This window comes from Verticiella alkaliphila (assembly GCF_018904615.1).
Classification (GTDB): Bacteria; Pseudomonadota; Gammaproteobacteria; order Burkholderiales; family Burkholderiaceae_B; genus Verticiella; species Verticiella alkaliphila.
Genome location: NZ_JADCNH010000006.1, coordinates 92144 through 118355, shown reverse-complemented (window position 1 = coordinate 118355; position 26212 = coordinate 92144). Strand labels below are relative to the sequence as shown.

Below are 26212 nucleotides of genomic sequence, written 5' to 3'. Positions count from 1 at the left end.
CGCACAACGCACGACCGATGAGCGCGACACGGCAGATGCCGCCATGCGAGTGCTGCTCGTGGAAGACGAGCACGAGCTTGCCGCGTGGCTCATCCGTGCCTTGACCGAGAGCGGGTTCGTGATCGAACACGCGAGCAGCGCTGCCGCCGCGAGCCAGGCGCTCCTGGGTGGTACCTTCGCGGCCATCTTGCTGGATCTGCGTTTGCCGGATGGCGATGGCATGAGCCTTCTGGGCGACATCCGTCAGCGCAACGATCGCACGCCCATTCTCATCCTGACGGCGCAAGGCAGCCTGAGCGATCGCGTCCGCGGTCTGCGGCTGGGTGCAGACGACTTCCTGGTCAAGCCCTTCGCGCTCGCCGAACTGGAGGCGCGCCTGTCGGCCCTGATGCGGCGCAGCCACGGCGGCTCCTATCCGCGCCTGCGCTGCGGCTCGCTCATGTTCGATGATCAAGCCAAGGTATTCCTGCTCGATGATCGGGCGCTGGCAGTCACGCGTCGCGAGTACGCCGCGCTCATGATTCTTCTGCAGCACAGCGGCCGGCCGGTCTCGCGTCAGGATCTCTTCTCGCAGGTGTTCGAGAACGCCGACGACACGGGCCCGGAGGCCATCGAGGTCGTGGTGCATCGCCTGCGCAAGAAGCTCGGCGAAGCCGTGCGGATCGTGACGGTGCGCGGATTGGGCTACATGCTGGAGGCTGGCGCGGATGACGTGGCCTAGTCGCAGGCCGCGCCTGAAGACGACCTTGCTCGCCCTGCTGGTGCCGAGCGTGGTGGCGCTCCTCATGTTCGACATCTGGAGCGACTACCAGATGCTGCACCGGACCACCGACGATGCCTATGATCGGGCATTGCTCGGCCCGGCCCTGGCCTTGAGCAACAGCGCGACGCCCGCACCCGAGGGCGGCGTCCACCTCGACGTGCCGCAGCTGGCACTGGCCATGCTCGAATCCGCGCCCGGCCAGCGCGTCTACTATCGCGTCACCCTGGTGGACCTGCCGCGCCTGAAGGCGCCGCACGAACGACGTCCCGTCTGGCTCCAGCCCAACGTGGCTGAGCTTGAGTCGGCAACACTCACCACCGTCGCCGGCATGCGCGATCTGCCGCTGCCCAATGGCTGGCCAAGCGGGGTGGAGCCGATCTTCTACAACACGGCCTATCGCTCGGACCCGGTGCGGGTCGTGGCCCTGTCGCGTCCGCTCTCGCGGGCCGACGTCTGGGGCCCGCAGCTGCTCGTGCAGGTGGCCGAATCGACCGCTGCGCGCAGCGCACTGCAGCGCCAGGCCTGGGCCGACACGCTGCGCCGCAATGTGATCACCATCGCGGTGCTCATCGGCATGCTGCTCTTTGGCGTGTATCTCGGGCTGCGTCCCTTGAGCCGGTTGAGCGACGAAGTGCGCAGCCGCGTGCCAGGCGATCTCACGCCGCTGGACACGTCCAGCATCCCGGAGGAGATCGCACCGCTCGTGCGCGCCATCAATCACCACGTGCAGCGGCTGCGCACGCTGCTCGATGCCCAGGCGCAGTTCCTCGCCGATGCCTCCCACCAGTTGCGCACGCCGCTGGCCATCATGCGCACTCAGGTGGAGTACGCCTTGCGCGAGCCCGGTACGCCGCGCACGCGGCAGAGCCTGGATGCCATCCTCGCGCAACTCGAGCGCAGCGGGCGGCTCACGTCGCAATTGCTGGCGCTGGCACACGCCCGGCAAGCGCCTGCGATGTCGCCCAGCAGCGTCTTCGACGCTCGCCGGCTGGCCCACGAACTCACCGTGCAGCACTTGCCGCTCGCCTGGGCCAAGCACCAGGATCTGGGCTGGGACGAATCGGGTGAGGGCGGGCCGCTGCGCGTGCACGCCATGGAATCGGCCATCGTCGAAGCGGTGTCGAACATCCTGCACAACGCAATCCAGTACACGCCGGAAGGCGGCAGTATCACGGTGTCGGCGCGGGCGCGCGATGGGATGGCCGAGATCACGGTGCGTGACACCGGCCCCGGCATTCCTGCGCCGCTGCGCGAGAAGGCCTTCGAACGCTTCCGTCGGATCGGCACGTCGCAGGCGGATGGTGCGGGCCTGGGCCTGGCGATCGCCCGCACTTTCGTGACGCGGTGCAACGGCACGATCGAGCTTCGCGACGGCGATGAGAATGCCGAGGGTGGCCATGGCCTGGGTGTCGTCGTGCGACTGCGCCTCGCCTGACGCCTACAATACGGGTTTGCCCGCATCGGCGCACCGCGTCTGCCTGCCTCTCCATGTACATCGATTCGCATTGCCACCTCGACTTTCCCCAGTTGCGTGAACGCCTGCCCGAGATCCTCGCGCGCATGCAGGAGAACGACGTGCAGCAGGCCTTGTGCGTGAGCGTCAATCTGGATGACTGGCCGGGGCTCATGTCCCTGGTCGACGCCCAGCCCAGGCTGTGGGCCTCCGTGGGCGTGCACCCGGATTACGAGGACGTGGCCGAGCCCACCGTGGCGGATCTCGTGGCCAAGGCACGCAGTCATCCGCGCGTCGTGGCGATCGGTGAAACCGGGCTGGATTATTATCGGCTCGAAGGCAATCTGGAGTGGCAGCGCGAGCGCTTCCGGGTGCACATCCGCGCGGCGCGGGAAACGGGCTTGCCCCTCATCATTCACACGCGCGCCGCCTCCGAAGACACCCTGCGCATCATGGCAGAGGAGGGCGCGGCCGAGGTGGGCGGCGTCATGCATTGCTTCACGGAATCCCAGGCCGTGGCCGACGCCGCGATCGCCATGAACTTCATGATCTCGCTCTCGGGCATCGTGACGTTCAAGAGCGCGCGCGATCTTCATGCCCTGGCGGTGAACCTGCCGCTGGATCGCCTGCTGATCGAAACCGATTCGCCGTACCTGGCGCCAGTGCCGTATCGCGGCAAGACGAACGAGCCTGGCTTCGTGCGCCACGTGGCCGAGCACATTGCCACGCTGCGCGGCTGTACCGCACAGGCTATCGGCGATGCCACGACGGCGAACTTCCATCGTCTGTTCGCCAGGACTGCGCCTTCTGTGTGAGGCGGCGCACGGCCCAACGCTCTGCATTCGTGCCCGCATCGTTGCTGTGCTGCAACAATGAGTTGAGGGTTTAGGGACTTATCGGACCTCGGGTAAACCCGGAGAATCTGGGTCATGGCGAATCAACGCCGCAACTCAGAACGAGGCTCCATCATGAAAAACGTCCTTACGATTTCGCTTCTTTCGGCAACAATGCTGGCTGGCCAGGCGTTCGCTGCACCCAGCACGATCGGTGAAATGCCCGACTACCCCGCCAATGTGATGGTGAAGTCGAATGCCCCGGCCAAGACGCGTGCCGAGGTGGTTGCCGAGTTGCAGGCCACTCCGGTGACCGGCACCGAGCTGGGCGACATGCCCGACTATCCGCAGGCCTATCAGCATGCGAGCGCTGCACCCGCCAAGACCCGCGCTGAGGTGCGTGCCGAGCTGAACCAGGCCGTGGCAGACGGCACGATGCTCTCGAGTGGGATCGACTACCCCGGCGCCTTCTAAATCAGTCCGACATTGGGATGGCGACCGGTCGCACCCGGCGCTCGCCCAGCGCGACATGCGGTGGATCCGGCATCTCCTGATCCGAAGACTGCAACAAGGCCGTCAGGTGCTCCGCGAGGTAGTCGATGAGCACCCGCACGGCGGGCACCATCCCGCGCCGGGAGGCATACGCGCCGTAGACGATGCCCTCCGGTGCGCGCCAATCCGGCAGTAGTGGCACCAGATTCCCTGAGCCGTTATCCACCCGTCGCCACAGCTTATGGGGCAGAAGGCCTATGCCTTCGCCGCTGCGCACGCTCTCCAGCAATGCCTGGAACTCGGCGCACACGAGTCTTGGGTAATGCACGACATCCAGCGCCTGGCCGGAAGGGTCGTACAGCCGCCACGTATCGGCGCCCGTGCTCGCAGCATCCCAGCTCACGGTCGTGTGGTCCCGCAAGTCTGAAGGTGAGGTGGGCGCGCCGCAGCGTGCGATGTAGTCCCGGCTGGCGACGAGGCTCAGTTCGCTCACGCCGTAGCGTCGCACGATGACGTTGGCGTCTTCTTCGACTTTCTCGCGTACGCGCAACGCGATGTCCACCCGGTCCTGGAACAGATCCACGATCGTGGCGGTCGCGTGCACGCGCAGTGTCACCTTCGGGTACGCCCGCAAAAAGCCGGGTAATACCACGGGCAACACCGCCTGGGCCAGACCGATCGGCGCGCTCAGCGTGACGGGCCCCGTCGGCTCGGCAAGCAGGTCCAGCATCGCCTCGTCCGCCTCCTGCGCCGTCTCCGCGATAATCCGGCAATACCCCAGATAACGCTCACCGGCCTCCGTCGGGATGAGCTTGCGCGTGCTGCGCTGAAGCAGGCGCAGGCCCAGACGCTGCTCGAGCGCCGCCACGCGCCGGCTCAGGTGCGACTTGGACACTTCCAGAGCGCGGGCAGCGGCGCTGAATCCGCCATCGTCCACGACGCGGGCGAAATAGTAGAGATCGTTCAGATCCCTGAGGCTTGTCGGTCGAAGCCCCGGCAGGTCGTGCTCGGCAGAGTCAGGCATGGAATTCCGGTTGCAGGGTCCGTTTCTTGCATGGGCAGGGCTCACGTCTTCAGCCATCCCATGAGGAGAATACGCCATGACACAGCCTAAGGACCCCTCCGAGCGCCGCGGCGAGACTGCCGAACAGAATCATGTCGGCGAAAAGCGCCCCAAGCTGCCGCACGAGCACGACGAGTCGTCCGGCAGCCAGGCCAGCGAGCCGCGTGATGTCATGCGACAGGCCAAGGCGGACATCGACAACGGGCAGGAGGATACCGATCTGCGGGGTAGCCAAGGCCGACGCGAGAAGGCCATACCGCCGAGCACGGGACGAGGCTAGCGGCACGCTGTTTGCTGGACTGTAAGCACCTTTCCTCAGGAGTACCACCATGTTGTATTACGCCGTCGTGTTCTTCGTGATCGCTTTGATTGCTGCGTTCTTCGGGTTCGGCGGTATCGCCGCGGGTGCAGCGAGCATCGCCAAGATTCTGTTCTTCATCTTCCTCGTGATCTTCGTCGTGACGCTGGTCATGGGGCTGATGCGCCGCTGAGCCCGTCCACTCACGAACTTGTCAGGAGAATGCCCGGATGAACTTCAATAGCAAAGATATCAACGCCAGCCGCCGCAAGGTGTCCGAAGGCTTTCATGACCTCCTCGAAGGCGTGGAAGAGATGCTGCGTGCCTCGGGCCGCCAGGTGCGCCAGGAAGCCGACGCCTCGCACGGTCGCGTGGGCCGCGGCGTGGAACAGGTCCGCGATTGGGCCGATGACGTAGGCACGCAGGTGCGCCGCGGGTATCACGACGTGGCGGAGTCCGCCTCTGGCTACGTGAACACCGCACAGACCTACGTGCGCAGCCACCCCGGCACCGTGGCCGGCATCGCTGCCGCCGTGGCCGGCGTCGTGATCGCCTGCCTGCTGACCCAGCGTCGTTGAATCGAGCGTCGGGGCGAACCTTGTGTCGCCTCGACGCTGTCCACGAGGAGATTGCATGAGCCAGGATGACACCACGCCCACGCCGCCGCCCGTCGGCGACCCGCCGATTTCTCCCGCCGGCGATCCGCCGGTGCAGGATCCGCCGCCAGCGCCGGGCCATCCGCCGTCTGAGCCGCCGCCACCCAGTGCCCCGCCGGCAGAGCCGCCGGTCCGCTAGCGCCAGGGCGTCCGGAAGGAGAGACGCCATCACCCGAATGAGGAGGAGAACCATGTCCAGGATTGTTGCCGCACGATTCGACACCTTCGAGGCTGCCGAGCAGGCGTCGTTGGCCTTGCAGCGGTCGCAGTTCGCGGCCGACGCGATCTCGGTATTCTTCGTGACCCAGCCTGGGGAGCACGGCAGCTATCCTGTCGGTGGCGATCGCACGAATGATCCGGCCGCCAAGCACTCGCCCAAGGGGGCCATCATCGGTGCCGTGGGGCTTGGGCTGGTCGGTCTCGTCGTGGGTCTGGTCATTCGCTACGGCTTTTCCATCTCGCCCTGGATCCTCTTCGTGACGACTTTGCTCGGGGCCTACATCGGCTCGTTGCTGGGGGCGCTCATCGCGACCAAGCATCGACGTCCTGCGCGCCAGCCGGGTCGGCCCACCGGGCGCCGACAGGCGGGTGTGATGGCTGCCGTGCGCGTCGACGCCACCACCGAGACGCAGGCCGTGCGCACGCTGCGTGACGCCGGCGGCCTTGATATCGAGCAAGCCGAAGGCCAGTGGCGCGACGGCCAGTGGGTTGACTTCGACCCGGTGCATTCGCCAGTGCTCACCGACAAGTTGCCGGCGACGGCCCACTGAGACCGCGGACCCGACGCGGGTTGCGTACAATACGCCCACGCTAGGCGGCCCTGGCGCGCGGCCCGTCACGGGCTCGCGCCGGTGCCCGTTCATCAAGGAGTTGGGATTGGCCTCGAGCCCACGTGACAAGTTCATCCATCAGGATGCCGAGGAGTGCGCGCGCGAGCCGATCCATATCCCGGGCAGTATCCAGCCGCATGGCGTCCTACTCGTCGTTGGCGCGTCCGACGGCACCATTCTGCAGGCCAGCCGGAATGCGGCCATGTGGTTTTATCGTCCGACCGACGCCATCCTCGGCCGGACGCTGTCGGAAGTGGCCCCCGAGGCGGCGGCTCTGCTGAGCGCGCGGCCTGTGCTGCTGGAAGGCGGTGCCACGCATCTGGGTGATGTGGCGATCGACGGTGGCCGGCGCGTCGCGCTGCTCGTGCATCGCGTGGATGACGCCTTCGTGGTCGAGTTCGAGCCGGCGGACGATCTCGTCCAGATTCACGAGACGCTGTACCCGCTGGTGCGCACCTTTCTGCCTCGATTGCAGGCGGCGCAGGACGTGCGCGCCATGTGCGAGCTCGCGGTCCAGGAGATTCAGCGCGTCACGGGCTTCGGTCGCGTCCTGGCGTATGACTTCGATGCGGAAGGCCATGGGCACGTGCTTGCCGAGGCGTGTGCGGAAGGCTATGCAACGTATGACGGCCTGCATTTTCCGGCGTCCGACATCCCGCCGCAGGCCCGCGATCTTTACGTGCGAAACCGGATTCGCGTCATTCACGATGCCGATTACGAGCCATCGCCCATCGAGCCTGCGCTCGATCGGCCCCTCGATCTGAGCTACTCCGTGCTGCGCAGCGTGTCACCAGTGCACGTGCAGTACATGAAGAACATGGGCACGTTCGCGTCCATGTCGGTGTCCATCATCGTCGATGGAGAGCTCTGGGGGCTCATCTCCTGCCACCACCTGCAGGCGCGGCACGTACCGCTGCACGTGCGCACGGCATGCGAACTCCTGAGCCGCGTCCTGTCATTGCAGATCGAAGCGGGCGAGCGCCACGCCCTGGTGTCGGCTCGGTTTCGTCTGCGCCGCGACATCGTCACGATGCTCACGGCCATGTCCGACTGCGACAGCGTGACGCGCGGCCTGATGTCGGTGCCCGATACCTTTGTGTCGTTCGTGGAAGCGGACGGTGCCGCGGTGGTGGCCGGGGAGCGCTGCGAACGCTTTGGTCTCGCGCCCTCTCGGGAGACAGTGCTGGCCCTGTGCCAGTGGTTGGGCGCACGCGAAGGGCAGGACGTGTTCCAGTCCATCAATGTTTCCCAGGATATCCCCGAACTCCCGACGCTGGCCGACGCCTGCGCGGGCGTGCTCGCCGTGCCTATCTCGTCGCTGCACTCGCATTATCTGCTGTGGTTCCGGCAGGAGCAGGTCCAGACCGTGAACTGGGCCGGCAAGCCCGAAAAGCTCCAGGACACGGCCGGCCGGCTTTCGCCGCGCCACAGCTTTTCGCTGTGGCAGGAGACCGTGCACGGTTACTCACGTCGCTGGGTGGACGTCGATGCCGAAGCGGCGCGCGAACTGCGCAACGCCGTGCTCGGCCTCGTCCTTCGCAAAGCCGAGGAAAAGGCCCAGCTCGCGTCGGACCTGGCCGAGAGCAACCGCGAACTCGAAGCGTTCTCCTACAGCGTATCGCATGACCTGCGCGCGCCGCTGCGGCACATCGCAGGCTATACGGAGCTCTTGACGGACACGGAGGGCGAGAAGCTCTCCGAGCGCGGTCGGCGCTTTCTGAGCAACATCGAGGAGTCGGCACGCTTTGCCGGCACGCTGGTCGACAATCTGCTGAGCTTCTCGCAGATGGGCCGGGCCGCGCTACGCTACTCCGATGTCAGCCTGCAGGCCCTTGTAGACACGATCCGCAGCGAAATGGCGCCGGATCTGGAAGGCCGCGTGGTGCAGTGGAAGGTGGCCCCGTTGCCCGTGGTGCTCGCCGACGCCGCCTTCGTGCACCTGGCGCTACGTAACCTCCTTGGCAATGCCGTGAAGTACACCCGGCAGCGCAATCCCGCTATCATCGAGGTGGGTGCCGAGCTGGGAGACGATGAAGTGGTCATCTTCGTGAAGGACAACGGCGTCGGCTTCAACATGAAGTACGCCAACAAGCTCTTCGGCGTATTCCAGCGCCTGCATCGCATGGAAGACTTCGAAGGAACCGGTATTGGTCTAGCCAGCGTGCGTCGCATCATCGAGCGGCACGATGGCCGCGTCTGGGCAGAGGGCGAGCCCGATCACGGCGCCACGTTCTATTTTTCGCTGCCGCATCACGGCGCTACCCGATGATTGTGTCTTCGCCTCTCATGCTCAAGCCCATTCTCCTGACTGAAGACAACCCCCGCGACCTGGAGCTCACGCTGATCGCGCTCGAGCGCAGCCAGCTCGCCAACGAGGTCGTCATCGCGCGCGACGGCGTGGAAGCCCTGGATTACCTGTTGCGCCGAGAGCAGTACGCTGATCGGCCGGAAGGCAATCCCGCGGTCATGCTGCTCGATCTGAAGCTGCCGCGCGTCGACGGCCTGGACGTACTGGCCACCGTGCGCGCCACGCCCGAATTGCGCAGCATCCCGGTGGTGATGCTCACGTCCTCGCGCGAAGAGCCCGATCTGCTTCGGGCCTACAGCCTGGGCGTGAATGCCTACGTGGTGAAGCCGGTCGAGTTCAAGGACTTCGTGGGCGCGATCTCCGATCTCGGCGTGTTCTGGGCAGTGCTCAATGAGCCACCGCCAGGCTCCATGCGCCTGCAGCGCGCACGTCTGGCACCTCACGAACCCCGAGAGGACGCCTGAGTCTTCCGCACGCGCTGTCACGGTTTGCCGTGACGGCCCCTTGTCGGACATCACCGGCGCAGCATGGTCACGCAGAACATCGACATCCTCCTCATCGAGGACAGCAAGCACGACGCGGAACTCGCTCTCATCGTTCTCGAGAGGGCGGGCTACGAGGTGGCTGCCAGGATCGTGCACGATCGCCAGGGCATGGACGAGGCGCTGCGCACTCAGCGCTTCGATCTGGTCATCTCGGACTATGTGCTGCCGAGCTTCTCTGGATCCGAGGCGCTGCAGATCGCCAGGGAATACGTTCCCGAGACCCCGTTTCTCTTCTTCTCCGGCGTCTTCGGCGAAGCCCACGCCGTCGAGATGATGCGCATGGGGGCGACGGATTACGTCCTCAAGCAGAACCTGTCACTGTTGCCCAAGGCGGTCGATCGCGCCTTGTCGGAAGTGCGGGAACGTCGCGAGCGCAATCGCATCGAGACCGAATTGCGCGAGCTCGAGTTGCAGTCGCGCCTGGCCATCGACGCGGCGCGACTGGGCGTCTGGGATCTGGATCCTCGCACCGGCCGTCTGATGTGGGACGAGCGGTGTCGCCAGCTGCTCGAATTGGAACCGGGTGCCGAGCCGTCGATCGCTGGCTTCCTGAAGCGCTGCCGCCCGGATGACCGCGCCCGCCTGATGGCCACCGTGCGCCAGGCCATGGAGGTCGAAGGCACCGGCGATTATCAGGAACAGTATCGCGTGAGGTTGCCCGGCGGACGACATCGCTGGATCTCCACCCGCGGCCGGGCCTTGTTCCAGGATGGTCAATGCGTCCGCTTCACGGGCGTCGTCATGGACGTGACGAGCGAGCGGCTGGCCACGCAGGCCCTGGAGCAGCAGAACGAGGCACTGGGCGAACGTGTCGAGCTGCGGACCCGCGAACGCGATCGCACCTGGGCGCTGTCGCGCGACATCCTCACGATCTGTGACTCGACGCTGCGACCGACGGCGGTCAATCCCGCCTGGCGCGACGTGCTGGGCTGGACCGAATCCCAGATCCTGGGTCATTCGTTCTTCACGCTCGTGCACCCCGACGACATGGCCGCCACGCACCGCGTGGTCGACGCGTTGGGGCAGGGCACCATCATCAGCCGTTTCGTGAACCGTCTGCGCCACGCGGACGGCAGCTACCGATGGATCTCATGGTCGGCCGTACCCGAGAACGACGTGATCTACGCGAGCGGGCGTGATATCACCCGGGACATGCATACCGTCGAGGAATTGGCGGCGGCCAATCGCGCGCTCACCGAACAGATCGACGAGCGCGAGCGCGTGGAAGCGGCGCTGCGGCAGATGCAGCGACTGGAAGCCGTGGGGCAACTCACGGCCGGGGTGGCACACGACTTCAACAACCTGCTCGTCGTGATCCTCTCCAGTGCGGCGCTGCTCGAGCGCGACATTCCGCCAGAACTGCTGCGAGAGCGCGCCAGCCAACGGCTGCGCAACATCCGCGAGGCGGGCGAGCGTGGGGCCAAGCTCACGGCCCAATTGCTCGCCTTTGCACGGCGCCAGCAGCTCGAACCGCGCGTGATCGACCTGAACGAGGCCATCACGGCCATGCTCGGTCTGCTGCAGAGCACGCTCGGGACTGCCGTCACGATCGAGACCTCGTTCGACCCGGCCGTGCGGCCCGCGCTGGCCGATCCGACGCAGCTCGAACTCATCGTGCTCAATCTCGTCATCAACGCGCGCGACGCGATGCCCGAGGGTGGACGACTGATGTTGTCCACCAGCAATTGCACGCTGGTGGATCCGCCGCAACGGGCCGAGGAGCCCGAGCCCGGCGAGTACATCGTGCTGGAAGTCACTGACAGCGGTACCGGCATGACCCCGGAAGTGCTCGCCAAGGCATTCGAACCTTTCTTCACCACCAAGGACGTGGGCAAGGGCTCGGGGCTGGGCCTCGCTCAGGTGTTCGGCTTTGCCAAGCAGACGGGCGGTGGCGCTCGCATCACCACGGTCCATGGCCAGGGCACGACCGTCACGGTCTTTCTGCCGATGGTGCCGGGTGGGCAGCCCACGACCGAGGCGGTCATCCCCGGGCTTGCCGCCGGCACCCAGATCGCGGGCCCGGTGCGCACCGTCCTGCTGGTGGACGACGATGACGCCGTGCGGGAAGTCACGGCCATCCTCCTGGAGGATCTGGGCTGCGACGTGATTCAGGCCAGTACGGGCCAGGCCGCGCTGGAGATCCTGCGGTCGGGCAGAGCCGTGGACGTGCTGATGACGGACTTCGCGATGCCGCGCATGAACGGCGCCGAGCTTGCTCGCGCCGCCCGTGCGCTCGATCCGACGTTGCCGCTCATCTTCGTGACGGGTTATGCCGAATTGCGTGGCCTGGAGATCCCCGACGCGCAACTGCTGCAGAAGCCCTTTGGCGAATCGGATCTGATGGAGCGCGTGCAGCGCGCCACCCGCGAGCCCGGCTGAACGCTCGCCCCACGGCGGGGGCAGGGCGGGGCCGCATGCCCCGCCGCCTCGCAGCGGGAGGCGCCCGGGTCGGTTACGTGAGGAACACCGCTAGCAGCACGATGCCCAGCAGCACCCGGTAGATGACGAAGGGCAGCAGCCCCGTGCGCGCCAGCAGGGCGAGAAATGCGCGAATGCACAGGTAGGCCGTTACGGCCGAGATCACGATGCCCCACCCGATGGCATGCCAGTCGATGGGCACGGCGCTACGCGCGAGCTCCAGACCTTCCACGCCACCGGCCAGCACGATCACCGGGATGGACAGCAGAAACGAGAATCGGGCCGCTGCCTGGCGCGTGAGTCCCGCCATCATGCCGGCGGTGAGGGTGATCCCCGAGCGCGACGTGCCAGGGATGATGGCCAGGACCTGCGCGCAGGCGATGAACAGCACGTCGCGCGGGCGCATCTCGCGTTCGGTGCGTGTGCCGCGATGGCGCCAGTCCACCCAGCCCAGGAGCAGACCGAAGACGATCATCCCAAACGCCAGCACGACGGGCGAACGCAACTGCGTCTCGACCAGGCCCTTCAGGAGCAGGCCGGCCAGACCGATGGGAATCGTCCCGAGCAGGACCGCCCACGCGAGCTTGGCATCGATGGTGGTGCCCTTGCCAGTGACGGAGGCGAACCAGGCCACGGTCATGTTGGCCAGATCGCGTCGGAAGTACCAGAGCACGGCGGTCAGCGTGCCGACGTGCAATGCGACGTCGAAAGCCAGGCCCTGGTCGGGCCAACCGAGCACCACGGGGACGAGCACCAGGTGGGCTGAGCTGGATACCGGAAGAAATTCGGTGAGGCCTTGAACGATGGCCAGCACCACGATATGTAGGAATTCCACTGCGACTCCCTGCCTGAGCAGATTCACGCCGCGGCCGCCGCTCGGTCGGGCATGGGCCGGGATCGTACCGCGAACCTGGGTGCCCTGTGAGCGACTTTGCAGGGTTTAGGACCCACGAAAAAGTCGCCTGTTGTAACATCGGTCGGTTATGCCCGTCGCACCGGGTTCAAGTCTCTCGGATTTATCTCACGATGATTGCTTCGCCCCGCCAATCGACGAAGGCTCTCTACGTTGCGATTGCGTTTGTCGTCGGCACGTTGCTCGTGGTGGATGCCCTCACGGCACGCGGTTATGCCGAATGGATACTGCATGCAAGTGCCATTGCCATGTGCCTGTTTGCTGCAAGCCGCTTTGCGCCGCTGGTCACGGCCGCGGCTGCCTCGCTCGCGTTGGCGCTCGGATTTCTGTTGTCGCCCGGTGGCGAGATCACCGAGATCGGCGTCTTCAACCGCACCGTGGGCGCGCTGACGTTCTGGATTCTGGCGGGCATCGTGTACCGCTACATCATCTCGCGCGATCGCTTTCAGCATCAGACCTGGTTGCAGCAAGGCTTGGGGCGCATCGCGAGCGCGGTGCGCGGCGAGGCCGTTCCCTCGCGCGTGGCGGGCAATGTCCTGCGGACGCTCACAGGCTACCTGCATGCCGACGTGGCCGCCTACTACATCATCGAATCCGGCAAGCTGCGCCGGCTCGCGACCTGGGCGGTGCCGGCTGAAGGCGACCTCCCCGAGACGATCGATATCGGCGCGGGTCTGCTCGGTCAGGCGGTGGTGGACAACCGGGTGATCCACGTGCGCGGCATCCCCGCCAACTACCTGCGCCTGGGCTCCACCCTGGGCTCGAGCCCCTCGGGCCAGGTGATCGTGGCGCCCATCACGGCGGATGGTGACGTGATCGGCGCCATCGAGCTTGGCTACGCTCGCGGCGATGGCGATCCGGCGGGGGTGATCGAGTTCCTGGGCGTGGCTGCCGAGGCTATCGGCATGTCGATTCGTGCGGCCCTGTACCGCCATCGTCTGGAAGACCTCCTCTCCGAGACGCAACGTCAGAGCGAAGAGCTCCAGGTGCAGCAGGAAGAATTGCGCGTGTCCAACGAGGAGCTTGAGGAGCGGGGCAGGGCGTTGATGGAGTCGCAGACGCGACTCGAAGCCCAGCAGGCCGATCTGGAGCAGTCCAACGTGCGCCTGGAAGAGCACGCACAGGATCTGGAACGTCAGAAGCAGCAGTTGCTCGCGGCCCAGCATGCGCTGGCCGAGTCCGCGCACCAGCTAGAGTCGGCCAACCAGTACAAGTCGCAGTTCCTCGCCAACATGTCGCACGAGCTGCGCACGCCACTGAACAGCTCGCTCATTCTGTCGCGTCTGCTCATGGACAACAAGCACGGCAACCTGAGCGAAGAGCAGGTGCGTTATGCCGGCACGATCCACTCGTCCAACGCGGATCTGCTCACGCTGATCAACGACATTCTCGATCTGTCGCGTGTCGAGGCAGGCCACATCGAGGTCGAGCTCGAGTCGGTGCCGGTCGCCAACATCCTGCAGTCGCTGGAGCAGACCTTCCGGCCGCAGGCAGTGCAGAAGGGGCTTACCCTGGCGCTGGAATCGGCGCCCGGCGTGCCGGCCGCCTTGGTGACGGACAATCAGCGGCTCACCCAGATCCTGAAGAATCTCATCGCCAACGCGCTCAAGTTCACGGAAGCCGGCGGCGTCACCGTGCGCGTGGCAGCCGAAGGCAGCACGCACGTGCGTTTCGAGGTGCAGGACAGCGGGATCGGCATCCCGCCCGAGCAGCACCAGGACGTCTTCGATGCCTTCCGGCAGGCCGATGGCAGCACGCGCCGCAAGTATGGCGGCAGCGGACTGGGCCTGGCCATCTCGCGCGAGTTCGCCGAGCTCCTGGGCGGACGCATCGAAGTGGCAAGCCAGGTGGGCGAGGGCAGCACCTTCACGCTGTATCTGCCCGTGGTGTCATCGCCTGCGCCGGCTCAGCGGCCGGCCGCACCGGATCCGGCACGATCCGCCCGCCCTGGGCGCGCGAGCACGCCGGCACCGATCGCCGCTGCGCCCGTGTCTGCCCCTGTGGCCGCGCCGGCGACGCCGGTCCGTGTGGTCGATGATCGGCACAGCCGCCAGCGGGGCGATCGCCTCATCCTGGTCATCGAGGACGACGCTGCCTTCGCGCGCATCCTCTATGACCTCGCCCACGAGCTCGACTTCGACTGCGTGCTTGCCGGCACGGCCCAGGAAGGCATCGCGCTGGCACGCGAGCACCAGCCCTGCGGCATCCTGCTGGACATGGGCCTGCCGGACAACTCCGGGCTGTCGGTGCTGGAACAGTTGAAGCGCAGCCCGGACACCCGCCACATCCCGATCCACGTGGCGTCTGTCGAGGATCATGCCGAGACGGCGCTGCACCTGGGCGCCGTGGGCTATACCTTGAAGCCTGTCGCCCGCGAGCAGATCATCGCCGCCATCGATGCGCTGCAGGATCGCCTGGCCCACCGGCTGCGCCGCATCCTCGTCATCGAGGACGACGACACGCTGCGCGAGAACATCGGTCTGCTGCTCAGCACCGACGGCGTCGAGATCCGCGGGGTGGGCACGGTGGCCGATGCCATCGCCGAGCTCACCACCGGCCGCTACGACTGCGTCGTCATGGACCTCGTGCTGCCCGACGGCACGGGCTATGACCTGCTCGAACTGATGTCCGAGCAGGGGCGCAACACCATGCCCCCCGTCATCGTCTACACCGGCCGCTCGCTCTCGGCCGAGGACGAGCGCCGTCTGCGCCGCTACTCGCGCTCGATCATCATCAAGGGCGCACGTTCCCCCGAGCGCCTGCTCGACGAAGTCACGCTCTTTCTGCACAGCGTCGAGGCCGAGCTGCCGCCGGATCGCCAGCGCATGCTGAAGGAGGTGCGCCAGCGCGACACGATGTTCGAAGGGCGCACGATCCTGCTGGCCGAGGACGACATCCGCAACATCTTCGCGCTCTCGCAGGTGATCGAGCCGCTGGGCGCCAAGCTGGAGATCGCCCGCAACGGACGGGAGGCCGTCGAGCGCCTGAATCGCGCTGGTGACGAGGTCGACCTCGTCCTCATGGACATCATGATGCCGGAGATGGACGGGCTGGCCGCGATGGAAGCCATCCGCGCGCAGCCGCGTCACGCCAAGCTGCCCATCATTGCGCTGACGGCCAAGGCGATGGCGTCCGATCGCCAGCGCTGCATCGACGCCGGCGCCAACGACTACATCGCCAAGCCCATCGACGTGGACAAGCTCCTGTCGCTGTGCCGCGTCTGGCTGCCGCACTGATGCCGCACAACGATCCGGAATCGATGTCGCTCTTCGATATCGAGCTCAGACTTCTCCTGGAGGCCATCCAGGCAAAGTACCAGCACGATTTCAGGGGCTATTCGATGGCGTCGCTGCGGCGTCGCCTCGGGCGCGCGTTGGAGGATCTGCGCGTCGACAGCCTCTCGCAGCTGCAGCACCGGGTGTTGCGCGAGCCGGCCGTGTTCGCCCGCCTCATGCAGTACCTCACCGTGCAGGTGAGCGAGATGTTCCGCGACCCGTCGTACTTTCGAGCCCTGCGCGAAGCGGTGGTGCCGGTCCTGAAGACCTACCCCTCGGTGAAGGTGTGGGTGGCCGGCTGCAGTTCGGGCGAGGAGCTCTGGTCGCTGGCCATCCTCTTTGCCGAAGAAGGCCTGGCCGAGCGCACCATCTTCTATGCGACCGACATCAATCCCGAGGCGTTGCGCTGCGCGCGCGAGGGGGTCTATGCAGTCGAACGCATGGCGGGCTTCAGCACGAACTATCTCGCTGCCGGCGGCAAGGCTTCGTTGTCGGACTACTATCACGCGAGTTATGGCGGCGCACACTTTTCGCGTGACCTGATCGGCCAGGCGGTGTTCGCGGACCACAGCCTCGCCACGGACAACGTGTTCTCGGAAGTCCATCTCGTGTCCTGTCGCAACGTGCTCATCTATTTCAATCGCGAGCTGCAGGATCGGGCCGTGGGTCTCTTCGGCGAATCGCTGGTGCGGCGCGGCTTTCTCGGACTGGGCAGTCAGGAGAGCCTGCGGTTCTCGCGGCACGCCGCGGATTTCGAGCCCGTCGTGCCCGCCGAGCGGGTGTACCAACGCCGATGACGACGCCGACCCGCTCTGTCACGCCCGCACCGCCCGACACCCTTGTCGTCATGGGCGCCTCGTCCGGCGGCGTCCAGGCTTTGCTGAGCCTGCTGCCCTCGCTGCCGGCCGATTTCGCGCCCGCCATCGTCGTCGTCCTGCACATTCCGGCTGACGCGCCAGCGCGCTTGGCGGAGCTTTTCGGGAGCCGATGCCGCTTGCCGGTGGCCCAGGCCGAGGACAAGATGCCGCTCGCGCCGGGCACCATTCTCTTCGCACCGCCCGGGTACCACACGCAGATCGAAGCCGACGGCAGCATTGCGCTCTCGGTGGATCCACCGGAACATTTCTCGCGCCCATCGATCGATGTCTTGTTCGAATCCGCTGCCTGGGCCTGGCGCGAGCGTTGCCTTGGCGTGCTGCTCACCGGCGCGAATGCCGATGGCGCTGCCGGGCTGGCGGCGATCCATGATGCTGGCGGGCGCACCTGGGTGCAGGATCCCATCAGCGCCCAGGCACAGGAAATGCCGCGCAGCGCCCTCGCGCTGGGCACCCCCGCCGACGTGCTGTCTCTGCGCGCCATCGCCGAACGTCTCGGCCGCATGACGCGCGAACACCCCACCGATTTTCCTTCATCGCCCTCCGGGCATTCACCTACCTAGCGATGGCAGATCCGATCAAAGTCCTCGTCGTCGACGACATCGAGCAGAACCTGGTGGTCCTGCAGGCCTTGCTCGAGCGTCCCGGACTCGAACTGCTCTGTGCCCATTCCGGCGCCGAAGCCCTCGAACTGCTGCTCACCCATTCGGTGGCCCTCGCCTTGCTCGACGTCCACATGCCCGCCATGGACGGCTTCGAGCTCGCCGAACTCATGCGCGGCAGCCCGCGTACGCGCCAGGTGCCGATCATCTTCCTCACGGCCACCGATCGCAATGCGATGCGTACCTTCCGGGGCTATGACGCCGGTGCCGTGGATTTCCTCTACAAGCCATTCGATCCGCACATCCTGCGCAGCAAGGTCGAAGTCTTCGTGAAGCTTTTTGCCGGGCAGCGGCAACTCGCCGAGCAGAACGCCGCGCTGCAGGAAGCGCTGCGCATGAACGACATGTTCGTGGCCGTGCTGGGCCACGACCTGCGCAATCCGCTCGCGGCGATGATGAACCTCGCCGAGATCGTGCATCGCGTGGGCGAGAGCGAGAAGGTGCGCTCAGCCGGCCAGCGCATCTCGCAGAGCGGCCAGCGCATGGCACGCCTCATCGAACAGATGTTGGACCTGGCCATGGTGAGGGCAGGGCGGGTCACGCTCGCCCCGGTCGACATGGACATGCGCCTGTTGTGCGAGCAGATCGTGGGCGAGTTCGCTGGCGCGAATACCGAGCAGCAGCTCGAATTGGAATGCATTGGCGCCACGCGCGGGCAGTGGGATCCGGACCGACTCGGGCAAGTCCTGTCCAATCTCATTGGCAACGCGGTGCAGTATGGTGTGGGAAGCGCTGTGCACGTCACCGTGGATGGCTCGGTGGCCGAGAGCCTGCGCGTGCGCGTGAGCAATGCCGGCCACATCGCGCAGGAAACCATCGAACGGCTTTTCGAACCGTTCGAACGCGGCGAGCGCGACGGTGCAAGCGACGGCTATGGCCTGGGGCTCTTCATCGTCCACGAACTCGTGACGCTGCACCACGGTACGATCGGGGTACACAGTCAGGGCGGGCAGACCACGTTCGAAGTCGTCCTGCCGAAGCGGCCGCCCTCCAGCGCTCGCGCGGCGCGGATCTGACCCGACTATCTGGAGCGATGCATGACGACCCCTGCCGATTCGCCTGCCTTTGACCGTATTCAGGCCCGCGTGGCTGACGTGGGCGGCATCCCGGTGCATCGCGTGCTGCCCACGCGGCTGCGGCGCACCATCGGCCCGTGGTGCTTTCTCGATCACGCCGGCCCCAGCGTCTTTCGCGTGGCCGCCGAAGGCATGCAGGTGGGGGCGCATCCGCACATCGGGTTGCAGACCTTCACCTGGATGATGGCGGGCGAGCTCATTCACCGTGACAGCCTCGGCAGCGAGCAGCGCATCCGGCCTGGGCAGGTCAACCTGATGACGGCCGGACGCGGCATCAGTCACACCGAATCCACGCCCGAGGGCTGCACCGCACTGCATGCCGCGCAGCTGTGGATCGCCTTGCCGCCCGAGCACCAACATGTGGCGCCACGCTTCGATCACTATCCCGAACTGCCGCAGCGCAAGGAGGGCGGCGTGACACTCACCCTGCTCGCAGGCACCGCCTTCGGACAGACCGCACCGACCCTGACCTACTCGCCGCTGGTGGGCGTCGATCTGAACTGGCATGCAGACGGCGAGGTCACGCTCGCGCTCGACCCCGCCTTCGAATATGGCGTGCTGCCCGTCACTCAGGCGATGGAAGTCGACGGCGAGGCCCTGCCGCAGGAATCGCTCGTCTATCTCGGCCGCGGCGCCATGAGATCCGCGTCAGCGCCGAGGCCGGCACGCGTGCCATCCTGGTCGGCGGCATCCCGCCTGCCGAGCCTGTGCTCATCTGGTGGAATTTCGTCGGCTACGACAAGACCGTGATCGCGCAAGCCCAGCGGGATTGGGAAGCGGCTGATGCCCGGTTCGGCACCGTGCCCGGGCCGTTGCAGGACAGAATGACGGCGCCGCCGCTGCCCTGGCCGGGGGTGTAGTCTTGCGTATCGCATCAAGGCTGCCATTGACGGTTACACGAATGCGCGGCAGGATGGGTGCAATCCTCACGTGATGTAACCATTCACGATAATTCTAAAAATACGGTGACTGGGTGAGGCCGACGTTGCGTAACTCGGTCATGGCTTGCATGCACCTCGCTTTCTGCTTCCCGCTACCGCCGTTTTCCTGGAGCTTGTCATGGCGCCCACGCCAATTGTTCACGATGCCAGCCACGATGCAACCAACAGTATGCTGGCCGATGACAGCCCGCCCTCGATCAGCGGCAACATCACCGTACCCGCCAACGCCGCTTATAGGGCAGGTCAGACGCTCGACTTTACGGTCACCTTCACCGAAGACGTGATCATCACCGGCACCAGCAGCATGTTGGTCATGGACGTTGGCGGCGCGGCACGCAGCGCGACGTACCACACGCATTCGAGCACCAGCATCACCTATCGCTATACCGTGCAACCTGGAGACAGCGACTCCAATGGCATCCAAGTCACGAATATCGTGCTCAACGGCAGCACCATTCGCGATGCGGCTGGCAACGACGCCATTTTTTGGCTGGCCGGTCACCTGCCGTCGACGGCAGGCATCCTGATCGATACCACCGCGCCCGCTGTGGCCACCGTCGCGGTGCCGTTCAATGCCGTGTATGGTGCCGGGCAAAACCTGGATTTCACCGTCAACTTCGACGAGAACGTCCAGGTGACGGGCAGCGACAGCACGCTCAGCCTGACCGTGGGCGACGCGACCCGCAGCGCGGTATTCCTGTCCAGCAGCGGCAACACCGTGACCTACCGCTACATCGTGCAGGCGGGCGACAGGGATGCGAACGGCATCGTGGTCGGCGCCTTGAACACGGGCAGCAGCACCATCCGCGATGCCGCCGGCAACCCGGCCGACCTGACCCTGCAAGGCGTTGGCGTGACGACCGGCGTGATCGTCGATGGGACCGTCCCGTCGATCAGCGGGACGATCGCCGTCCCGGACGACGGTAGCTACCCAGAGGGCCAGGTTCTGCACTTCACCGTGACGTTCGATGAGAACGTCATCGTCACCGGGACGGCAAGCACCCTGACCCTGACGATTGGCAGCGCGCCGCGCAGCGCCACCTACGAATCTAAGACGGCCAACAGCATCACCTACACCTACACCGTGCAGGCGGGCGACAACGACGCCGATGGCATTGCCATCAACGGTATCGCGCTCAACGGCGGCACCATTCGCGACGCTGTCGGCAACAACGCGGATCTCAGCCTGGCGGGGCATCTGCCATCGACTGCCGGCATCCTGATCGACACCGTGGCGCCTGTCGTCAGTGGTGACATCGGCGTGCCGGCCGATGGCCTGTACGGTTTGGGCCAGACGCTGAGCTTTACGGTGACGTTCGACGAAGAGGTGGCGGTCACGGGCACGGACAGCGCGCTGGGCCTGAGCATCGGCGGCACGCTGCGCGAGGCGGCCTACGCCGACAAGACGGCCAATGCCATCATCTACACCTATACCTTGCAGGCCGGCGACAACGCCGCCGACGGCATCGCGCTGGGCGCGATCACGCGCAACACGACCGCGATCACCGATCTCGCAGGTAACGCTGCCGTCCTTTCGCTGGACGGTGCGGTCCCCGCGCTGGACGGCATCCGGGTCGACACGGACGCTCCGATCTTCACGGGCGCCACCGTGAACGGCCGGACGCTCGTCATGACCTACAGCGACACGGCCGAGCTGGATGCGGTGCATGCGCCCCCCGTCAGCGCGTTCGCGGTGATGGCGGGCGGCAGGAGCGTGACGGTGAGCAGCGTGGCGATCGATGCGGCCGCGCACACCGTGACCTTGACGCTGGCTACGACCGTGACCTTCGGCCAAGTGGTGAGCGTCGCTTACGCCGACCCGACGCCCGACGATGACGTGCACGCCATCCAGGATGCGGCGGGCAACGATGCCGCGAGTCTGCCGGGCACTGCCGTGACCAACCACACACCTGCGCCGGTGCCGCCACCGACCCAGACGACCCTCATCGATGGGGTGCCTGTCGTCAGCAGCACGGCCGTGCGCAGCGACGGCACGGTGGTCCAGGTGCTGACCGTGCCCATCGTGACGCCGTCGCGGCAGGACCAGGGCGGCGACCGTGCACGGGCCGACATTCCGCTCGTGAAGCATGCGGCGGGGGATACGCTGCTGCTCGCGCAGGTGCCCGTGGGCTTCGGCCTGGAGGCGAGCGGCGTCCAGCCCCAGCTACCCAGCCTGTCGCTGAAGCATCTGATCCGTGAGATCACGGCGCACACGGCCGACGGCTCGGCAACGCAGCAGGCCATGACCGGCGGCGGTCAGGCCTTCGTGGAGGAGCTGGCAGCCGACAGCTTGCTCCTGGTGCAGACGATCGTCGTCATGGGTGAGGGCGATGGCAGCGGGATGCCACTGGTGCTGAGCAGCCAACTGCAGAGCGACGAATCGGTGCGTACCGCACTCGTGATCGATACACGCGGCTCGGCGAACAGCTCGCCTATCGAACTGCAAAACGTGGCGTTTGCCGCGATCATCGGCGAGGCGACCGTGACTGGCGGCAACGGCGCGCAGGTCGTCTGGGGGGATGATGCCGACCAGACCTTCATCCTGGGCGCCGGTAACGATACCCTGTACGGCGGAGATGGCGATGACCTGATCGTCGGTGGAGAGGGCGATGACTACCTCGACGGAGGCCAAGGTCATGACACCGCAGGCTTCAGTGGGCGTGCCGACGATTATTCGCTGCGCTTCCAGGATGGTGTGCTCGTCATCACCGACAAGGCCGGCAACGACGGCACGGACACGGTAGCCGCCGTGGAGACGCTGCGCTTTGCAGGCGGGCAGGGCACAGGAACGGACGCCGTGTTGGCGCGCCTCTACGAGGGCCTGCTTCAGCGCCCGGCGTCCGCCGCAGAAGTGGCATTCTGGGAGGATCAGCATGCGAAGGGCGCGTCGATGCACGACGTGGCGGCCGCGATCCTGGCGTCGGCCGAGGCTGGCCAGCCGGGGAATCTCGGCGGGGTCATCGACGACGCGGCGTTCGTGGCCAGCCTCTACGAGAGCGTGCTCGGCCGTGCAGGCGATGCGTCCGGCACGGCGTTCTGGCTGGCGGCCATGGCGGACGGAACCGACCGCGCAAGCGTTGCGCTGAGCTTCGTGAACGCCGTAGAGAAGCTGTCTGCATCCTACGATCTCGATTTCAACCACAGCGACCCGGCGGTGCTGGTGCGCATGTACCACGCGATGTTCGGCCGGGCACCGGACGAGGCGGGACTCAATTTCTGGCTCGGCGCCCGGGAGCAGGGCATGTCGATGGGCGCGATCGCTGACACCTTCGCGGCGTCTGACGAAGCCCGCAGCCTGCAGCAGCAAACCGGCGATGTCGGGTTCATCGATCATCTCTGTCACACCGCGCTGAACCGTGAGGCTTCCGGAGCCGAGAAAGCCCTGCTGCTGGCGCAGTTGCAGCAGGGCGTCTACGACTATGGTCAGGTGCTCCTGAACGTGGCCGAGTCTGCCGAGAGCATTGCCCTCGTGGGCAACGTGAACACCAGCCTAAGCTTCGTGTAGGGTCAGATCACGGCGCGCCGCAACCGGTTCGACACCCATTCCGACAGGAACACCGTGCCCAGGATGGCTGCGAAGATCACGGTCACCTGTGGCCAGGCGAGCGTGTCCACGGACGCGGCCAGCGGCATGCCGATGCCGCCCGCGCCCACGATGCCGAGGACCGTGGATTCGCGGATGTTGATGTCCCAGCGGTACAGGGCCGTGGCGATGAACGCAGGCTTGACCTGCGGCACGACGGCATAGGCGAGCGTTTGCGCACCGGTGGCCCCGGTGGCGGTGATCGCCTCCACCTGGCGCGCGTCGATCTCTTCGATCGCTTCATACACGAGCTTGCCCACGAAACCGACGGAGCGCAGGGCGATGGCGATGATGCCCGCGAGCACGCCGGGGCCCACGACCGTGACGAGCAGCATCGCCCAGATCAGTGAGTTCACCGAGCGCGAGGCCACGATCATCAGCAGCGCGACGGGCCGCACGAAGCGCACGCTCGGGCTGGTGTTGGACGCCGCTGCGAAGGCGATCGGCAGGGCGATCACGGTGCCGATGGCCGTGCCCAGCGTGGCGATGTTCAGCGTGTCCCACAAGGGCTTGACGATGGCCTCGGCATACGACCAGCGTGGCGGCCACATGCGTGAGACGAGATCCCAGCCGGCGGCCGGTGCATCCCAGGCGAAGGCCCAGATCGTGTGCTCGCTGATGCGCGACCAGCAGATGGCGAAGAGGAGGGCAGCACACAGCCACCCGAGCCAGGCGAGGCGAGCCTGGGCCGGCGTGCGGGCCTCCCAGGTGGTAGGGAACGTCGTCATAGGCAGCGGCGCCGCACCCAGCCCGAGGCATACTCGCAGGCAAGGACGATGGCGATGATGATGAGAAGAATGGCCGCAGCCGTCGTGAACTCGTAGCGGTCGAACGCCGTGTTGAGCGTGGCGCCAATACCGCCGGCCCCCACGATGCCGATGATGGCCGACTCGCGAAAGTTGATGTCGAAGCGGTACATGGCCAGGCCCGCCAGGCGCGGCATCACCTGGGGCTGCACGGCATAGCAGACGAGCTGCCACCAGCCGGCGCCCGTGGCGCGGATCGCCTCGAGCTGGGCGGCTTCGGTCGTCTCGATCTCTTCGGCCAGCAGCTTGCCGAGAAAGCCCATGGACGCGATGACGAGCGTGATCATCCCAGCCAGCGGCCCGAAGCCGAACATCTTCACGAGCAGGATGGCGATGATGAGCTCGGGAAACGCCCGCGACACGGCGATGAAGCCCCGGCACACTGCATACAACATCGGGTGGCTCAGGTTGCGGGCTGCGCCCAGCGCCAGCGGAATGCTCAGCACCACGCCGATCGCGGTGGCCACCACCGTCATGGCTAGGCTCTCCAGGATGCCTTCGGAGATCTCGCGCCAGCGCGTGACGAAGTCGGGTTCGGCGAAGGCAGCGACGAAACGCCAGCCCCGCACGAGGCCCTCGGCGACGCGGCCAGCGTCCATCTGCACGGAGCCCAGCGCCGCCCACAGGTAGGCCAGCGCAGCGGCCGCGACTGCCCAGCGCCAGCCGGGGGACAGGCGGCGCGGCGGCCGCCAGGTGGTGGGCATCGTCATGTCGCAGGCGCCCGTGAGTAGGACACGGCGGGCCGGGCAGCGGGCAGGGCGCTCACGCTGGGTACGGACTCTGGCGGTGGCTCGGTCTGACCGGCGTCAGTCGTTCCCGGCGCATTCCAGTCTTCCTCACCGTAGATGGCCGTCAACGCGGCGGCACCCAGACCCGCCGGTGCGCCGTCGTACACGATGCGGCCTTTCTGAAGGCCGACGATGCGATCGGCGAATCGCGTGGCGAGGGCCACGTCGTGGATGTTCACGATGGCCGACAGCCCGCGTTCGCGACACAGCTCGCACAGGAGCCGCATCACATGACGCGAGGTGCGGGGATCCAGGCTCGCGGTCGGCTCGTCCACGAGCAACAGCAACGGATCCTGCATCAGCGCGCGGGCGATCCCGACCCGCTGGCGCTGACCGCCCGACAAGGCGTCGGCGCGCTGATTCTCGTAGCCCGACAGGCCCACGCGCTCCAGAAATGCATACGCCTGGGCGACGTCCTCGCCGGAGAACCGGCGCAGCCAGCTGCGCCAGAACCCGGTGTAGCCCAGACGGCCCGAGAGCACGTTCTCCATGACGGTGAGCCGTTCGACCAGTGCATACTCCTGGAAGATCATGCCCAGCTGACGCCGAGCTTCGCGCAGGCCGCGCCGGCCCAGTCCGGCGAGTGAGCGACCGGCCAGGCTCAGCTCGCCGGACGACGGCTCGACCAGACGGTTCACGCAGCGGATCAGCGTGCTCTTGCCGGCCCCCGAGGGGCCGATGAGCGCCAGCACCTGACCGGCGGGCACGTCCAGATTGACGTCCGACAGGGCCGTAGCCCCCGTCGGATAGCGCTTGGACAGGCCACGCACGCGCAGCAACGGCAGGGCGCTCGTCACGGTTTCGGGCATCGTCATTGGCACGCGTAGCTCACGTCCATCGCCTTGTCGATGTCACGCACCACGGCCCAGTGCTCGCGGTAGGTGATAGGCAGGAAGGCTTCCTGAGCCGGCTCGGCCTTGCCGAACTCGGCCAGGAGCGCCGAATCCGTCCAGTCATACGTGAAGAAGGCTTCCTTGACCTTCTCTGCAAGCTCGGGCTTCAGGTTGTAGACGTAGCCATAGCCTGTGGTCGGAAACGACTGCGACTTGTAGATGCTGCGGATCTTGGTGCTGTCCACGGCGTTGCGCGCGAACATGCGCTTCATCACCGAATTGGCCACGGCGGCGGCGTCGTAGTCGCGGTTGGCGACGCCAATCACGGAGTTGTCGTGCTTGCCCGAGAACATCGGCGTGTAGTCCTTCTCGGCGTGCATCTGGTATTCGCTCGCGAGCAGTGCCGAGGGCGCCTTATAGCCGGAGTTCGACGTCTGCGACGTGAACGCGATGCGCTGGCCGCGCAGATCCGGGATCCGCTGGGCCTTGCTGTCCGCCGGCACGATGATCTCCATCTCGTAACCATAGGCGCCGTTGCGGTCGGCCATCATCGCGAAGGGCACGAAGCCCGCGCAGTTGACGGCGAGCGGGTTGCCGCCCGTGTTGAAACCCGCCACATGCAGGCGGCCGGCGCGCATCGCCTCGATCTGGGCCGCATTCGATTGCACAGGGAAGAACTGGCTTTCCATTGCCTCTCCTTTACCCACCTCAATCACACGCATAATGTGTATTATGTCAAGTTAAGTGCATATACGGATTCAGGAGGATCCAGCGGTGAGCCCTTCACGGGTCCATTGGGTC

At 66.3% G+C, this 26212-nt stretch carries 24 protein-coding genes; 18 read left to right on the top strand and 6 right to left on the bottom strand.

Annotated elements, in window-relative coordinates; genetic code table 11:
* The first annotated feature begins 43 nt into the window (after nt 1-43).
* The 4 genes from IMZ29_RS06640 to IMZ29_RS06625 all read left to right on the top strand — a co-directional run bounded on the left by IMZ29_RS06640 (nt 44) and on the right by IMZ29_RS06625 (nt 3523).
* Nucleotides 44-721, top strand: a complete 678-nt coding sequence (locus IMZ29_RS06640; protein ID WP_216182049.1) for a response regulator — start codon at nt 44-46, stop codon at nt 719-721.
* Nucleotides 708-2198: a sensor histidine kinase gene (locus IMZ29_RS06635; RefSeq protein ID WP_216181913.1), complete on the top strand. Its 1491-nt coding sequence runs from the start codon at nt 708-710 to the stop codon at nt 2196-2198. The genes IMZ29_RS06640 and IMZ29_RS06635 overlap by 14 nt, the downstream gene beginning before the upstream one ends.
* A gap of 53 nt (nt 2199-2251) precedes the next feature.
* Nucleotides 2252-3031: a TatD family hydrolase gene (locus IMZ29_RS06630; protein ID WP_216181910.1), complete on the top strand. Its 780-nt coding sequence runs from the start codon at nt 2252-2254 to the stop codon at nt 3029-3031.
* 153 nt (nt 3032-3184) lie between these two features.
* Entirely contained in the window at nt 3185-3523 is a 339-nt protein-coding gene (locus tag IMZ29_RS06625) for a DUF4148 domain-containing protein (protein ID WP_216181907.1), read from the top strand.
* 1 nt (nt 3524) lies between these two features.
* Here the strand turns inward: IMZ29_RS06625 and IMZ29_RS06620 are convergent, their stop codons facing one another.
* Entirely contained in the window at nt 3525-4565 is a 1041-nt protein-coding gene (locus IMZ29_RS06620) for a LysR substrate-binding domain-containing protein (RefSeq protein ID WP_216181904.1), read from the bottom strand.
* 76 nt (nt 4566-4641) lie between these two features.
* Between IMZ29_RS06620 and IMZ29_RS06615 the strand changes: the two genes are divergently transcribed.
* From IMZ29_RS06615 to IMZ29_RS06585, 7 genes are all read left to right on the top strand, one after another.
* Nucleotides 4642-4884 (top strand): hypothetical protein, encoded by a 243-nt coding sequence (locus IMZ29_RS06615; protein WP_216181901.1) that lies wholly within the window; start codon nt 4642-4644, stop codon nt 4882-4884.
* Nucleotides 4885-4933: 49 nt separating this feature from the next.
* A complete protein-coding gene (locus tag IMZ29_RS06610; protein WP_216181898.1) occupies nt 4934-5095 on the top strand; it encodes a DUF1328 domain-containing protein in 162 nt (53 codons plus the stop codon).
* Between the two features lie 37 nt (nt 5096-5132).
* Entirely contained in the window at nt 5133-5480 is a 348-nt protein-coding gene (locus tag IMZ29_RS06605; protein WP_216181895.1) for a DUF883 family protein, read from the top strand.
* A gap of 269 nt (nt 5481-5749) precedes the next feature.
* Entirely contained in the window at nt 5750-6328 is a 579-nt protein-coding gene (locus IMZ29_RS06600; RefSeq protein WP_216181892.1) for a hypothetical protein, read from the top strand.
* A gap of 106 nt (nt 6329-6434) precedes the next feature.
* A complete protein-coding gene (locus IMZ29_RS06595) occupies nt 6435-8657 on the top strand; it encodes an ATP-binding protein (RefSeq protein ID WP_216181889.1) in 2223 nt (740 codons plus the stop codon).
* Between the two features lie 17 nt (nt 8658-8674).
* Entirely contained in the window at nt 8675-9160 is a 486-nt protein-coding gene (locus IMZ29_RS06590; protein WP_216182046.1) for a response regulator, read from the top strand.
* Between the two features lie 63 nt (nt 9161-9223).
* Complete coding sequence (locus IMZ29_RS06585; protein WP_216181886.1) at nt 9224-11620, top strand: PAS domain-containing hybrid sensor histidine kinase/response regulator; 2397 nt, start codon at nt 9224-9226, stop codon at nt 11618-11620.
* Between the two features lie 73 nt (nt 11621-11693).
* Here the strand turns inward: IMZ29_RS06585 and IMZ29_RS06580 are convergent, their stop codons facing one another.
* A complete protein-coding gene (locus tag IMZ29_RS06580) occupies nt 11694-12494 on the bottom strand; it encodes an undecaprenyl-diphosphate phosphatase (protein ID WP_216181883.1) in 801 nt (266 codons plus the stop codon).
* A gap of 191 nt (nt 12495-12685) precedes the next feature.
* Between IMZ29_RS06580 and IMZ29_RS06575 the strand changes: the two genes are divergently transcribed.
* The 7 genes from IMZ29_RS06575 (at nt 12686) to IMZ29_RS06550 (ending at nt 22906) form a co-directional block, all read left to right on the top strand.
* Nucleotides 12686-15808 (top strand): response regulator, encoded by a 3123-nt coding sequence (locus IMZ29_RS06575; protein ID WP_253206914.1) that lies wholly within the window; start codon nt 12686-12688, stop codon nt 15806-15808.
* Nucleotides 15808-16644 carry a CheR family methyltransferase gene (locus IMZ29_RS06570; RefSeq protein ID WP_216181880.1) on the top strand — a complete coding sequence of 279 codons (837 nt, stop codon included), beginning with the start codon at nt 15808-15810 and terminating at the stop codon, nt 16642-16644. The genes IMZ29_RS06575 and IMZ29_RS06570 overlap by 1 nt, the downstream gene beginning before the upstream one ends.
* Nucleotides 16641-17285: a chemotaxis protein CheB gene (locus IMZ29_RS06565; protein ID WP_216181877.1), complete on the top strand. Its 645-nt coding sequence runs from the start codon at nt 16641-16643 to the stop codon at nt 17283-17285. The genes IMZ29_RS06570 and IMZ29_RS06565 overlap by 4 nt, the downstream gene beginning before the upstream one ends.
* A gap of 2 nt (nt 17286-17287) precedes the next feature.
* On the top strand, nt 17288-18400 hold the full coding sequence (locus IMZ29_RS06560) for a hybrid sensor histidine kinase/response regulator (protein ID WP_216181873.1): 1113 nt from the start codon (nt 17288-17290) through the stop codon (nt 18398-18400).
* 21 nt (nt 18401-18421) lie between these two features.
* Entirely contained in the window at nt 18422-19210 is a 789-nt protein-coding gene (locus IMZ29_RS23220) for a pirin family protein (protein ID WP_371820141.1), read from the top strand.
* The gene (locus IMZ29_RS23215) at nt 19135-19320 is read left to right on the top strand and encodes a pirin-like C-terminal cupin domain-containing protein (RefSeq protein ID WP_371820145.1); all 186 of its coding nucleotides are present in this window, start codon (nt 19135-19137) and stop codon (nt 19318-19320) included. Before IMZ29_RS23220 ends, IMZ29_RS23215 begins: the two co-directional genes overlap by 76 nt.
* 199 nt (nt 19321-19519) lie before the next feature.
* Entirely contained in the window at nt 19520-22906 is a 3387-nt protein-coding gene (locus IMZ29_RS06550; protein WP_216181870.1) for a DUF4214 domain-containing protein, read from the top strand.
* Nucleotides 22907-22908: 2 nt separating this feature from the next.
* Here IMZ29_RS06550 and phnE (IMZ29_RS06545) read toward each other — a convergent pair whose 3' ends face one another.
* Genes phnE (IMZ29_RS06545) through phnD form a run of 4 tightly spaced genes read right to left on the bottom strand, consistent with a single transcriptional unit; the run spans nt 22909 to nt 26100 of the window.
* Nucleotides 22909-23712: a phosphonate ABC transporter, permease protein PhnE gene (phnE, locus tag IMZ29_RS06545; protein ID WP_216181867.1), complete on the bottom strand. Its 804-nt coding sequence runs from the start codon at nt 23710-23712 to the stop codon at nt 22909-22911.
* Complete coding sequence (phnE, locus tag IMZ29_RS06540; protein WP_216181864.1) at nt 23709-24500, bottom strand: phosphonate ABC transporter, permease protein PhnE; 792 nt, start codon at nt 24498-24500, stop codon at nt 23709-23711. Before phnE (IMZ29_RS06540) ends, phnE (IMZ29_RS06545) begins: the two co-directional genes overlap by 4 nt.
* A complete protein-coding gene (gene phnC, locus IMZ29_RS06535) occupies nt 24497-25393 on the bottom strand; it encodes a phosphonate ABC transporter ATP-binding protein (RefSeq protein ID WP_253206913.1) in 897 nt (298 codons plus the stop codon). Before phnC ends, phnE (IMZ29_RS06540) begins: the two co-directional genes overlap by 4 nt.
* Complete coding sequence (phnD, locus tag IMZ29_RS06530; RefSeq protein WP_253206912.1) at nt 25390-26100, bottom strand: phosphate/phosphite/phosphonate ABC transporter substrate-binding protein; 711 nt, start codon at nt 26098-26100, stop codon at nt 25390-25392. The genes phnC and phnD overlap by 4 nt, the downstream gene beginning before the upstream one ends.
* Nucleotides 26101-26212 lie beyond the last annotated feature (112 nt).

What these genes read in the sequence shown, in the direction of transcription:
- IMZ29_RS06640 (WP_216182049.1), top strand. Translation starts at nt 44, where the DNA reads ATGCGAGTGCTGCTCGTGGAAGACGAGCACGAGCTTGCCGCGTGGCTC.
- IMZ29_RS06635 (WP_216181913.1), top strand. Translation starts at nt 708, where the DNA reads ATGACGTGGCCTAGTCGCAGGCCGCGCCTGAAGACGACCTTGCTCGCC.
- IMZ29_RS06630 (WP_216181910.1), top strand. Translation starts at nt 2,252, where the DNA reads ATGTACATCGATTCGCATTGCCACCTCGACTTTCCCCAGTTGCGTGAA.
- IMZ29_RS06625 (WP_216181907.1), top strand. Translation starts at nt 3,185, where the DNA reads ATGAAAAACGTCCTTACGATTTCGCTTCTTTCGGCAACAATGCTGGCT.
- IMZ29_RS06620 (WP_216181904.1), bottom strand. Translation starts at nt 4,565, where the DNA reads ATGCCTGACTCTGCCGAGCACGACCTGCCGGGGCTTCGACCGACAAGC.
- IMZ29_RS06615 (WP_216181901.1), top strand. Translation starts at nt 4,642, where the DNA reads ATGACACAGCCTAAGGACCCCTCCGAGCGCCGCGGCGAGACTGCCGAA.
- IMZ29_RS06610 (WP_216181898.1), top strand. Translation starts at nt 4,934, where the DNA reads ATGTTGTATTACGCCGTCGTGTTCTTCGTGATCGCTTTGATTGCTGCG.
- IMZ29_RS06605 (WP_216181895.1), top strand. Translation starts at nt 5,133, where the DNA reads ATGAACTTCAATAGCAAAGATATCAACGCCAGCCGCCGCAAGGTGTCC.
- IMZ29_RS06600 (WP_216181892.1), top strand. Translation starts at nt 5,750, where the DNA reads ATGTCCAGGATTGTTGCCGCACGATTCGACACCTTCGAGGCTGCCGAG.
- IMZ29_RS06590 (WP_216182046.1), top strand. Translation starts at nt 8,675, where the DNA reads ATGCTCAAGCCCATTCTCCTGACTGAAGACAACCCCCGCGACCTGGAG.
- IMZ29_RS06585 (WP_216181886.1), top strand. Translation starts at nt 9,224, where the DNA reads ATGGTCACGCAGAACATCGACATCCTCCTCATCGAGGACAGCAAGCAC.
- IMZ29_RS06575 (WP_253206914.1), top strand. Translation starts at nt 12,686, where the DNA reads ATGATTGCTTCGCCCCGCCAATCGACGAAGGCTCTCTACGTTGCGATT.
- IMZ29_RS06570 (WP_216181880.1), top strand. Translation starts at nt 15,808, where the DNA reads ATGCCGCACAACGATCCGGAATCGATGTCGCTCTTCGATATCGAGCTC.
- IMZ29_RS06565 (WP_216181877.1), top strand. Translation starts at nt 16,641, where the DNA reads ATGACGACGCCGACCCGCTCTGTCACGCCCGCACCGCCCGACACCCTT.
- IMZ29_RS06560 (WP_216181873.1), top strand. Translation starts at nt 17,288, where the DNA reads ATGGCAGATCCGATCAAAGTCCTCGTCGTCGACGACATCGAGCAGAAC.
- IMZ29_RS23220 (WP_371820141.1), top strand. Translation starts at nt 18,422, where the DNA reads ATGACGACCCCTGCCGATTCGCCTGCCTTTGACCGTATTCAGGCCCGC.
- IMZ29_RS06550 (WP_216181870.1), top strand. Translation starts at nt 19,520, where the DNA reads ATGGCGCCCACGCCAATTGTTCACGATGCCAGCCACGATGCAACCAAC.
- phnE (WP_216181867.1), bottom strand. Translation starts at nt 23,712, where the DNA reads ATGACGACGTTCCCTACCACCTGGGAGGCCCGCACGCCGGCCCAGGCT.
- phnE (WP_216181864.1), bottom strand. Translation starts at nt 24,500, where the DNA reads ATGACGATGCCCACCACCTGGCGGCCGCCGCGCCGCCTGTCCCCCGGC.
- phnC (WP_253206913.1), bottom strand. Translation starts at nt 25,393, where the DNA reads ATGACGATGCCCGAAACCGTGACGAGCGCCCTGCCGTTGCTGCGCGTG.
- phnD (WP_253206912.1), bottom strand. Translation starts at nt 26,100, where the DNA reads ATGGAAAGCCAGTTCTTCCCTGTGCAATCGAATGCGGCCCAGATCGAG.